We start from the raw sequence: 11,155 nt of genomic DNA on the forward strand, positions 1-11,155 counted from the left end.
GGGGACCCGCGGCCCGGGCAGGACGCGGCCAAGCCCGTGGTCCGCCTCGAACGCGTGGTGGTGCGCTTCGCCGGCGACTCGGGCGACGGCATGCAGCTGACGGGGGACCGCTTCACCACGCAGACCGCCGAGTTCGGCAACGACCTGTCCACCCTGCCGAACTTCCCCGCCGAGATCCGCGCCCCCGCGGGCACCCTCGCCGGCGTGTCCAGCTTCCAGCTGCACTTCGCCGACCACGACATCGCCACACCGGGCGACACCCCCGATGTGCTGGTGGCGATGAACCCGGCGGCGCTCAGGGCCAACCTGGCGGACCTGCCGCGCGGCGCGGAGATCATCCTCGACACGGACGCCTTCACCAAGAGGGCGCTGGCCAAGGCCGGTTACGCCGAGGACCCGCGCGCCGACGGCACGCTCTCCTCGCACACGGTGCACGCGGTGGCGCTCACCACCCTCACGCAGGGCGCGCTGGCCGGATCCGGGCTCTCACGCAAGGAGGCGGAGCGCTCGCGCAACATGTTCGCGCTCGGCCTGCTGTCGTGGATGTACCACCGCCCGATCGAGACCACCGAGCGGTTCCTGCGCGCGAAGTACGGCCGCAGGCCCGCCCTCGCCCAGGCCAACGTGGACGCGCTCAGGGCCGGCTGGAACTACGGCGAGACCACCGAGGAGTTCGCCGTCAGCTACGAGGTGGCGTCGGCCGCATCCGCGTTCCCGGCGGGCCGCTACCGCACCATCACCGGCAACCTGGCCCTCTCCTACGGGCTCGTCGCCGCCGCCCGGCAGTCCGGGCTCGGGCTGTTCCTCGGCTCCTACCCCATCACCCCGGCCTCCGACATCCTGCACGAGCTGAGCAAGCACAAGGACTTCGGCGTGCGGGTCTTCCAGGCCGAGGACGAGATCGCCGGCGCCGGGGCCGCCCTGGGCGCCTCGTTCGGCGGGGCGCTCGGCGTGACGACGACGTCGGGGCCGGGCGTGGCCCTCAAGTCGGAGACGATCGGGCTCGCCGTCTCGCTCGAACTGCCGCTGGTCATCGTGGACATCCAGCGCGGCGGCCCGAGCACGGGGCTGCCCACGAAGACCGAGCAGGCCGACCTGCTCCAGGCGATGTACGGCCGCAACGGCGAGGCGCCCGTGCCCGTCGTGGCGCCCGCGACGCCCGGCGAGTGCTTCACCGCGGCGCTGGAGGCTGCGCGGATCGCCCTGACGTACCGCACGCCCGTCTTCCTCCTGTCCGACGGATACCTCGCCAACGGCTCGGAGCCGTGGCGCATCCCGCAGGCCGGCGAACTCCCGGACCTGACACCGGCCTTCGCCACGGAGCCCAACAGGCCCGACGGATCGTTCTGGCCCTACCTGCGCGACCCGGAGACCCTGGCACGCCCCTGGGCCGTGCCCGGAACGCCCGGGCTCGAACACCGCGTCGGCGGCATCGAGAAGCAGGACGGCACGGGCAACATCTCCTACGACCCGGCCAACCACGACCACATGGTGCGCACCCGGCAGGCGAAGGTCGACGGCGTGAGCGTGCCCGACGTCGCGGTCGACGACCCCGGCGGCGACGCGCGGCTGCTCGTGCTCGGCTGGGGCTCCACCTACGGCCCGATCACGGAGGCCGTCCGGAAGGCGCGCGCCGCGGGCGGCCGCGTCGCGCAGGCGCATCTGCGCCACCTCAATCCCTTCCCCGCGAACCTGGGCGCGGTGCTCGCCTCGTACGACACGGTGCTCGTGCCGGAGATGAACCTCGGCCAGCTCTCCCGGCTGATCCGCGCGCGCTACCTGGTCGACGCCAGGACCTGCACACAGGTGACCGGCCTCCCCTTCACGTCCGACCGGCTCCGTGCCGCCATCGAGGAGGTGCTCCATGCCGTCTGAGGCGCTCACCCTGGTTCCCAGGGCCACGGCGGAACAGACCGCGAAGGACTTCAAGTCCGACCAGGAGGTGCGGTGGTGCCCCGGGTGCGGTGACTACGCCATCCTCGCCGCCGTCCAGTCCTTCCTGCCCGAACTGGGCCTCGCCCGCGAGAACGTCTGCTTCGTCTCCGGCATCGGCTGCTCGTCCCGCTTCCCCTACTACCTGGGCACCTACGGGATGCACTCGATCCACGGCCGTGCGCCCGCGATCGCCACCGGGCTCGCCGTCTCCCGTCCCGACCTCAGCGTCTGGGTCGTCACCGGCGACGGCGACGCGCTGTCCATCGGCGGCAACCACCTGATCCACGCGCTGCGACGCAACGTCAACCTGAAGATCCTGCTGTTCAACAACCGCATCTACGGGCTGACCAAGGGCCAGTACAGCCCCACGAGCGAGCAGGGGAAGATCACCAAGTCGTCGCCGGCGGGCTCGCTCGACGCGCCGTTCGACCCGGTGCGGCTCGCACTCGGCGCGGGCGCCGGCTTCGTGGCCCGCACGATCGACTCGGACCGTGCCCACCTGACGAGCGTGCTGCGCGCGGCGGCCGAGCACCCGGGCGCGGCCCTCGTGGAGATCTACCAGAACTGCAACATCTTCAACGACGGCGCCTACGACATCCTGAAGAACCCGGGGACGCGGGACGAGGCGCTGATCCGCCTCGAACACGGCAGGCCGGTCAGGTTCGGCGCGGACGGCGGCCTCGGCGTCGTGCGCGACCCGGCCACCGGCGGCCTGGCCACGGCGCCCGTCCCGCCGTCGGACGACGCGGGCGTGCTGGTCCACGACGCGCACGCCGACGATCCGACGACGGCGTTCGCGCTGGCGCACCTCGCCGACCCGAACACGCTGCACCGCACCCCGATCGGGGTCTTCCGCGACGTGCGCCGCCCGGTCTACGACACGCTCATGGCCGAGCAGCTGCGGCGTGCGGCCGACGAGCGCGGGCCCGGCGACCTCACGGCGCTGCTGACGGGGCAGGACAGCTGGCTGGTGTAGGCGGCAGTGCCCTGGGCGGGCGCGAGGCATGGCGGAGCATGGTCGTCACGGCAGGCACGGTCGTCACGGCAGATCCACGCCCGCCCTGTGCGTGCCCGCCCCCACCTCGTACGCCTCCATGCCCTCCAGGTCGACCTGCGCCGTCACGCCCACCGGCACGGTGAACCGGACGTCGAGCCTGCGTCCCTCGACCCGCCAGCCGACCTCCGCCGTGCCGTACGGCGTCTCGTGGCGGGCGCGTGCCCAGGTCAGGCCGGGGCCCGGGCGCGGGGCGACGCGCACGCGCCGCCAGCCGGGGGCCGCGGGGGCGAGGCCCGCGACCCGGGTGTGCAGCCAGTCGGCGACGGCGCCCAGCGCGTAGTGGTTGAACGACGTCATCTCGCCCGGGTTGACGCTCCCGTCGGGCAGCAGGCTGTCCCAGCGCTCCCAGACCGTCGTCGCGCCCATCGTCACCGGGTACAGCCACGACGGGCAGCCGCGCTGGAGCAGCAACCCGTACGCGTCGTCCACCGCGCCCGCGCGCGTGAGCGCCTCGCAGATCAGCGGCGTGCCCGCGAATCCCGTCCCGATGTGGTGGCCGGCCTCGCGCACCAGCTCGGCCAGGCGCTCGCCCGCGCGCTCCGCGAGCGCGGGCGGCAGCAGGTCGAACCGGATCGCCAGCGCGTAGGCGGTCTGGCTGTCGCTGGTCAGCCGCCCCTCGCCGGTCGTGTACGCGGACACGAAGGACGCCCGCGCATCGTCGGACGCCGCCGCGTAACGGGCCGCGTCCGCGCGTTCGCCCAGGACGGCCGCGGTCGCCGCGAGCACGCGCGCCGAGCGCGCCGCGTACGCCGCCGCGACGAGGCCCGCGTCCGTGCGCGCGGCCCACGGGTCGTCCGGCGGCGCGGACGGGTCGAGCCAGTCGCCGAGCTGGCGGCCCACCGAGCCGTCCGTGCCGCCCGCGAGCACCCGGTCCACCCACGCCCTGGCGCTCGGGTAGCTGTCGCGCAGCAGGCCCTCGTCGCCGTACGCCCGGTACAGCTCGAACGGCATCAGCACCGCCGCGTCGCCCCACACCGCCATGGGCCACGCGGGCAGCCACTCGGGGGTCGGCACCTCGGGGACGATCAGCGGGACCGTGCCGTCCGCGTACTGGTCGGCCGCGAGGTCGGCGAGGTACGAGGCGAGCATGCCCGAGCAGTCGTGCAGGAAGGCCGCCGTCGGCGTGAAGACCTGGATGTCGCCCGTCCAGCCGAGGCGCTCGTCGCGCTGCGGGCAGTCCGTCGGCACGTCGACGAAGTTGCCGCGCATGCTCCACACGACGTTCTCATGGAGGCGGTTGACGTCGTCGTCCGAGCACGCGAACCAGCCGGTGCGGCGCAGGTCGCTGCCGATCACGCGCGCCGTCACGTCGGTGGCGGGGTCGAATCCCCCGGGCGCGCCGGTGATCTCCGCGTACCGGAAGCCGTGGAAGGTGAACCGCGGCTCCCACACCTCCTCGGGCCGCCCGGCGATCACATACGTGTCCCGGGCCTCGGCGTCCCGCAGCGGCCGCGTGCACAGCTCACCCTCCTGGAGGACCTCCGCGTGGCGCAGCACCACCTCCGTGCCGCGTGCCTGCCTGCCGCCGCGCAGCGTCAGGCGGAGCCGCCCGACGAGGTTCTGCCCGAAGTCGACGACCGTCCGGCCCGACGGGGAGAGGCCGGCGGAGACGGGCGCCACGTCCGCCGTGTGCCGCACGGACGGGCCGGTCGGGGCGCGCAGCGTCGCCGGATCGAAGTCCGCCGCCACGCGCACGGGCCGCCATGCCGCCGGGTCGTGGCCGGGCCGCTCGTCGTACTCGGGCTGAGACCAGCCGCGCTGCGCGAGGCGCGCGTCGTAGCGCTCGCCGTCGTAGAGGCTCGCCCGCACCACGGGCCCGGGCGCGGCGCGCCAGCCGGGGCCCGTGCAGAACCGGACCTCGGTGCCGTCCGCGCACACCACTTCGAGCTGGACGAGCAGCCCGGTGCGGTCCCCGTACACGTCACGGGTGCCGCCGCCGTAGCCGATGCGGCCGCGGTACCAGCCGTCCGCGAGGTGCGCGCCGAGCACGTTGACCCCGTCGAGCAGGATGGCCGTGACGTCGTGGGTCTGGTAGCGCAGCCGGCGGTTGTAGCTGGTCCAGCCGGGGGTCAGGACGTCGTCGCCGACGACCGCGCCGTTCAGTTCCAGCTCGTACAGGCCGCGCGCCGTCGCGTACAGCCGGGCGTACGCCGGGGGCGCGGGCAGCTCGAATTCGCCGCGCAGCAGGTGGGCGCGTTCCCAGGCCCGGGGGTCGCGCTTGCCCGGAGGGCCGACCATCGACGCCGTCCAGTCGCCGGGTGACAGCAGCCCCGCCTCGACGGCGAGCGGCGGGCTCCACGCGGACGGCGCCCGCTCGCCGGCGCCCCACACCCGTACGCGCACGACCCGGCGCTCCCGCGACGCCAGCGGCGGCGCGGGCCACGGCACGAGCACCGAGGCGGCGCTGTCGATCCGGCCGCTGAGCCACGTCGGCGCCGCGTCGCCGGGCCCCTGGCCGGTATCGCCCTCACCCGGGACGCCCTCACCCGCGCCGGCACCGTCGCCCGCGACGCTCACCTCGTAGGCGGCCTGCACCCATCCGTGCGGCGCCTCGGCGACGGTCCACGACAGCCGGGGCCGCCGCTCGCCGATCCCGATACGGTCCGGTCGATGGTGCTCCGCGCGCGGTACGTCAAGAACGGTGGACACCACCGGTACGCCTCCCTCGTGCTGACGGCCCTGGGTCAGATCGTGCCCAGATCCACGGCCGCGGGAAAGGGCGCCACGGCCTTGATCACCCCGGCGGAACACCTGCCCGTCACGCAGCGTCTCCGCGCGTGAACCGTATTCACAGGAATGAACCGGCCAGATTTGGAGAGGCACCCATAGTTCCCCAGCCCGGAAGGCGACCAGATGACGACAGCTGCACACGATCCCCATGAGATGCGCGGGGGCCGCGACCCGCGCGACACGGCCGCGGCCAGTGCCCACACTCGGCGCTTCCTGCGGCGCCTGACCCTCGCCACCGGCGGCGGGATGTTCATCGACGGCTTCGTCTTCGCCTCGGTGGCCGCGGCCCTGGCCGGCACCGCCATGGCGCGTGACATCGGTGTCACGTCCACCTGGAGCTCGCTGATCTCGTCCTCGACGCTGGTCGGCACGTTCTTCGGCGGCCTCTTCCTCGGCTGGGTGACCGACAAGCTCGGCCGCCGCCCGATGTTCACCATCGACCTGTCGGTGTTCCTCGCCTGCGCCGTGCTGATGTTCTTCGTGACGGCCCCCTGGCAGGTGTTCGCGCTCGGCCTGATCATGGGCCTCGCGGTCGGCGCCGACTACTCGATCGGCTCCCCGCTGCTCGCCGAGTTCGCGCCGACGAAGAAACGCGGCAACTATCTCGGCATCCTGGAGATCCTCTGGAACGTCGGGTACGTCATCGCGTACCTGATCGGCTACCTCGTCAACACGAACTGGCCGGGTGCCTGGCACTACACGCTCGCCGCGAGCGCCGTCCCCGCCGTGCTGTGCCTGCTCGTGCGGCACGGCCTGCCCGAGTCGCCGCGCTGGCTGATCTCCAAGGGCCGTCAGGACGAGGCCGCCGCGATCGTCGAGAAGGACCTCGGCGTGTCCATGGACACCGAGGACTGGCGTTCCGAGAAGAAGGAGGAGACCCGCTACCGGGAGCTCTTCTCGCCGGACTACATCCGGCGCACGGTGTTCACCTGCGTCTTCTGGATCTGCATCGTCCTGCCGTACTTCGCGCTGACGTTCTTCCAGCCGACCGTCCTGCGCGCGATCGGCCTCGGCGGCTCCGCGCTGGCGGGCGCGCTGCTCGGCACGATCATCGCGCTGCTCGGCGCGGCCACCGGCTGGTGGCTCGTGGACCGGGTCGGCCGGCGGACGATCCTCGTGTGGCCGATGTTCGTGTGCGCGCTGATGCTCTTCATCGTGGCGCTCGGCTCGGTCGTGCCGGTGTGGCTGGCGACGGTGTGCTTCTTCGGCTACCTGTACAGCTACGGGATCATGTCGATCCTGCCGGGCATCTACCCGGACGAGCTCTTCCCCACGTCGATCCGCACGTCGGGCGTCGGCCTGTCGTCGGCGGCCAGCCGCATCGGCGCCGCGATCGGAACGTTTCTGCTGCCGATCTCGCTGGACCACCTGGGGCTCAGCTGGTCGATGGTGTTCATGGGCGTCGTGTCCCTGATCGGCGGCGTGACGTCGCTGATGTGGGCGCCGGAGACCAACAACCTTCAGCTGACGCAGACGGGCCACCGGAGCGCCGGCGGCGGCAAGGGCTGGTTCGTCAAGGAGGCGCTGGTCCCGCGCGGGTGACCGCGCATACCCGCGCCTGACCGCGCGGCCCGCGCATGCCGGGGAACGACGGGACCGCCCCGGCGCCACGCTTCGTGGCGCCGGGGCGGTCCCGGGTCGTTGGTACGCCCGTACGGTCTACTCCTCGCCGGCCAGCGTCAGCGACCGCAGCCGCCGCCCCGCGTACCACGTCGCCACGCATGTGACGGCGACGAGCAGCACGACGGCGAGCGGCAGGCCCACGTCCGACGACACCGCGTCCTGGCCCGCGACCTTCTGCGCGAGCGCGAGCGCCCACTGCTGCACGCTCAGCGTGCGCGCCCCCGGCACCAGGCTGCCGAACAGCGCCTCCCAGACCAGCGCGTACACGAGCCCGATGACGACCGCGTGCCTGCTGACCGTGCCGAGCAGCAGGAACAGCGCGCTGTAGGCGATCGACGCGACCAGCGCCGCGATCGTGTAGGCGACCGCGATCTGGCCGCCGTTTCCGTTCAGGATGAGCCCGGCGACGAGCGTCGGGATCGCCGAGAAGGCCATCGTCACGGCGATCGCGACGGTCAGCTTGGTGAGGATGATCGAGGGCCGCTTCAGCGGCTTCGACAACAGGTAGACGATCGAGCCGTCGTCGATCTCGGGGCCGATCGCCCCGGTGCCCGCGATCACGCCGATCAGCGGCACCATCGTGGCGATGGCGAAGCCGCCGAGCACGTCGGAGGTGACCTGGTCGTCCGCGCCGCTGAACGCCCGTACGGCGAGCGAGATGACGATCAGCAGGGCGGGCAGGACGAAGAGGATCGCGGCCCGGCGCCTGCCCAGCAGGGCACGGTAGGTGAGCCGTGCGACGGTGGGGTTGTACATGGTGGCGTTCACACTCCTTTCCGGTGGATGGGCCGCGGCTACGCGGAGACGAGGTAGGAGAAGACGGACTCGAGCGACTCGTCCGAGGGCGAGACCGTCAGCAGCCTGATGGACCGCGCGTGCGCCACCTGCGGCAGCAGCGTCGTGAACCGCCCGAAGTCGGCGGCCTCGATGCGCAGCGCGCCCTCGCTCAGGTCCACCTCGATGCCGGTGGTCGACGCGTCCGCGATGAGCGCGGCGGCCAGCGCGCGGTCGTCGCTGGAGCGCACGAGGTAGCGGTGTGGCCGGTCCGTCATGAGGCGGCGGATGCGCCGGAAGTCGCCGCTCGCGGCGTGCCGGCCCGCGACGACCACCTCGATGTGCGAGGCGAGCTGCTCGACCTCTTCGAGGATGTGCGACGAGAACAGCACGGTGCGGCCCTGCTCGCCCATCCCGCGCAGCAGCTCCATCAGCTGCATGCGCTGGCGCGGGTCCATGCCGTTGAACGGCTCGTCGAGCAGCAGCACGGACGGGTTGTGGACGAGCGCGGACGCCATCTTGACGCGCTGCCGCATGCCCTTGCTGTACGTGGAGATCTTGCGGTCCTGCGCGTACGCCATCTCGACGGTGGCGAGCGCCGCGTGCGCCTCGCGCTCGCCGAGGCCGTGCAGCTCGGCGTTGGCGACGACGAATTCGAGGCCGGTCAGGAAGTCGTACATGGCCTCACGCTCGGGCACGATGCCGATCTGCTTGTACACGTCCTCGTTGCGCCAGATCGGCCGGCCGTCGAGCGTGACGGTCCCCGTGGACGGGGCGAGGAAGCCGCCCATCATGTTGATCAGGGTGGACTTGCCCGCGCCGTTGGGGCCGAGGAGCCCGGTGACGCCGGGGCCGATCGTCATCGTGACGTCGTTGACGGCGACGACGTTGCCGAACCAGCGTGAGGCGTGGTCGATCTCGATCGTGGTCACAGCCCGACCTCCCGGTAGCGGCGCATGAGGACTCCGTACGAACCGGCGATGAGTCCGAGGATGACGAGCAGGTAGACGACGCCGGCGCCCGCGCCGGGCCCCTCGCCGCCGGGGAACGACGAGCTCGCGCCGAGGAACGCGGTGCTCAGCCCGTCGATGAGGGTGATCGGCGAGAACAGGCCGAGCCACTCGACCGCGGTGGTGGTGGACTGGCTCCACGCGATCGCCTGGACGGTGGAGACCGCGCCGTAGGAGATGACGAGCGTCGCGATGACGGCGGCGACGCCGAATCCGCGGCGCGGGGTGAGCGCGGCCATCACGAGGCCGAGGCCGCCGAAGAGCAGCGACAGCACGGCGACGGAGACGAGCCCCTGCGCGAACCCCTTGGTCTGGTCGGCGAAGTCCATCTTCGCCAGCAGCGCGCCGATGTAGAGGATGACCACGGGCGCGGCGGTCAGCACGAACAGCGCCGTGGACATCGCCGCGTACTTGGCGAGCACGTAGTCGGCGCGCTCGATCGGGCGCGAGAAGTAGAGCGGGACGGTGCGGAAGCGCAGGTCGCGCGAGACGGACTGGGGCGCCTGCGCGGCGAGGAACAGCCCGACGACCGCCTGCAGCAGGATCGCGTACCGCGTGTAGTCGACCGCCAGGTCCTTCGCGTGCGTCGCCACGGCGACGGCGACGATCAGCGCGGCGGGCAGGCACATCACCGCGAACAGGATCATCGGCAGGACCTTGGACTTGCCCGACCTGCCGAGGCCGTAGGCGCCGCGCAGGGACTGCGTGTACAGGGACCTGCGGGCGTACGCGCGCCCCAGGCGCGCGCCGTCGTACTTCCGGTACCCGATGTTGTGGATACGGCTGTCGCCGCGCCCGGCCCCCGTACCGGCCTGGACGGGCACCGCGCCCTCGGTGCCTGCGGTGCTTTCGGTGCCTTTGGTGCCGCTCGTGCCGCTCATGCGGGGACTCCTTCCTTCTGCTCCCGGAACACCTCGGCGATGTGGTGGCGCCGCTGCTCCATGCGTACGAGGCCGAGGCCGAGGCCCGCGACGGTGTCGCGGACGACGTCGTGCGTCTGCTCACCGGCCGCCTCGACGAGGAGGATGTGCCCGGCACCCGGCAGCCCCGGCTCGCTCGCCGACAGCAGCGTCACCCCCGCCGCGGCGAGCGCGTCCCGCACGGCGGCCGTGCCGTCGGGGTGCGTGTCGGAGTCGGTGACCTCGATGGCGAGCGTCGTGGTCATCTGCGTGAAGTCGCTGGTGGAACTGGAGCGCAGGAGCCGCCCGCCGTCGATGACGACGACGTGGTCGCAGGTGCGCTCCAACTCGCCCAGCAGGTGGGACGTGACCAGCACGGAGATGCCGAAGTCGGTGTGCACGCGGCGGATCAGCCCGAGCATCTCGTCGCGGCCGACCGGGTCGAGCCCGTTCGTCGGCTCGTCGAGGAGGACGAGCCGCGGGTCGTGCACGAGGGCCTGCGCGAGCTTGACGCGCTGCTTCATGCCCGTGGAGTAGCCGCCGATGGGGCGGTAGCGCTCCTCGTAGAGCCCGACGTGGCGCAGCGTGTCCGCGGTGCGCTCGCGCGCGGCGGCGGGCGGCAGGCCCGACATCCGCGCCATGTGGACGACGAACTCGGTGGCCGAGACGTCGGGCGGCAGGCAGTCGTGCTCGGGCATGTACCCGACCCGCTCCCTGATCGCGGCGCCGCTGTTCGACACATCGAGCCCGAGCACGGCGGCGCGGCCCTCGGTGGCGGGCGAGAGACCAAGAAGAATCTTGATCATCGTGGACTTGCCGGCCCCGTTGGAGCCGACGAGGCCGGTCACACCGGGCCCGATGTCCAAGGAGAGCCGGTCGAGCGCGGTCACCCGGGGGAACCGCTTGCTCAGACCTTCGGTCGCGATAACAGGAGTCACCCGACAGACGCTACTGGGACACGCGACACACTTCGTCAGCCTTGCCGCCGGTCTCGGCATCAGCCTCGGGTCGTACACGGCCCTGGGGACCGCACCACGAGAAGGACACGGCGGCGCTCCCGCGCGCGGGCCCTTGGGCCCCACGCCCGGGCGGCGCGGGCGGCCCGCGGGGCCCGCACCCGGGTGGCG

8 protein-coding genes are annotated in these 11,155 nt (G+C 72.7%); 3 read left to right on the forward strand and 5 right to left on the reverse strand.

Features of this window, described 5'->3' with window-relative positions; all coding sequences use genetic code 11:
- Positions 1-1,875: 2-oxoacid:acceptor oxidoreductase subunit alpha (locus tag JFN87_RS28585; RefSeq protein ID WP_209344640.1), on the forward strand; the 1,875-nt coding region annotated here is incomplete at its 5' end.
- Entirely contained in the window at positions 1,865-2,911 is a 1,047-nt protein-coding gene (locus tag JFN87_RS28590) for a 2-oxoacid:ferredoxin oxidoreductase subunit beta (RefSeq protein WP_209344642.1), read from the forward strand. The genes JFN87_RS28585 and JFN87_RS28590, both read left to right, overlap by 11 nt.
- 63 nt (positions 2,912-2,974) lie before the next feature.
- On the opposite strand, the gene JFN87_RS28595 is transcribed toward JFN87_RS28590, so the two are convergent.
- A complete protein-coding gene (locus JFN87_RS28595) occupies positions 2,975-5,641 on the reverse strand; it encodes a family 78 glycoside hydrolase catalytic domain (RefSeq protein ID WP_307865625.1) in 2,667 nt (888 codons plus the stop codon).
- Between the two features lie 204 nt (positions 5,642-5,845).
- Here JFN87_RS28595 and JFN87_RS28600 point away from each other — a divergent pair, with 204 nt between their 5' ends.
- Entirely contained in the window at positions 5,846-7,264 is a 1,419-nt protein-coding gene (locus JFN87_RS28600) for an MFS transporter (RefSeq protein ID WP_209344646.1), read from the forward strand.
- 117 nt (positions 7,265-7,381) lie between these two features.
- On the opposite strand, the gene JFN87_RS28605 is transcribed toward JFN87_RS28600, so the two are convergent.
- The 4 genes from JFN87_RS28605 to JFN87_RS28620 are packed head-to-tail and all read right to left on the reverse strand — an operon-like array spanning position 7,382 to position 11,026.
- Positions 7,382-8,101, reverse strand: a complete 720-nt coding sequence (locus JFN87_RS28605; RefSeq protein WP_209344654.1) for an ABC transporter permease — start codon at positions 8,099-8,101, stop codon at positions 7,382-7,384.
- A gap of 38 nt (positions 8,102-8,139) precedes the next feature.
- The gene (locus JFN87_RS28610; RefSeq protein ID WP_209344649.1) at positions 8,140-9,051 is read right to left on the reverse strand and encodes an ABC transporter ATP-binding protein; all 912 of its coding nucleotides are present in this window, start codon (positions 9,049-9,051) and stop codon (positions 8,140-8,142) included.
- Complete coding sequence (locus JFN87_RS28615) at positions 9,048-10,010, reverse strand: ABC transporter permease subunit (RefSeq protein ID WP_209344650.1); 963 nt, start codon at positions 10,008-10,010, stop codon at positions 9,048-9,050. Before JFN87_RS28615 ends, JFN87_RS28610 begins: the two co-directional genes overlap by 4 nt.
- Entirely contained in the window at positions 10,007-11,026 is a 1,020-nt protein-coding gene (locus JFN87_RS28620) for an ABC transporter ATP-binding protein (RefSeq protein ID WP_245182223.1), read from the reverse strand. The genes JFN87_RS28615 and JFN87_RS28620 overlap by 4 nt, the downstream gene beginning before the upstream one ends.
- Positions 11,027-11,155: the final 129 nt, after the last annotated feature.

It is taken from the genome of Streptomyces montanisoli (assembly GCF_017813245.1).
In the GTDB taxonomy this organism is placed as follows: domain Bacteria; phylum Actinomycetota; class Actinomycetes; order Streptomycetales; family Streptomycetaceae; genus Streptomyces; species Streptomyces montanisoli.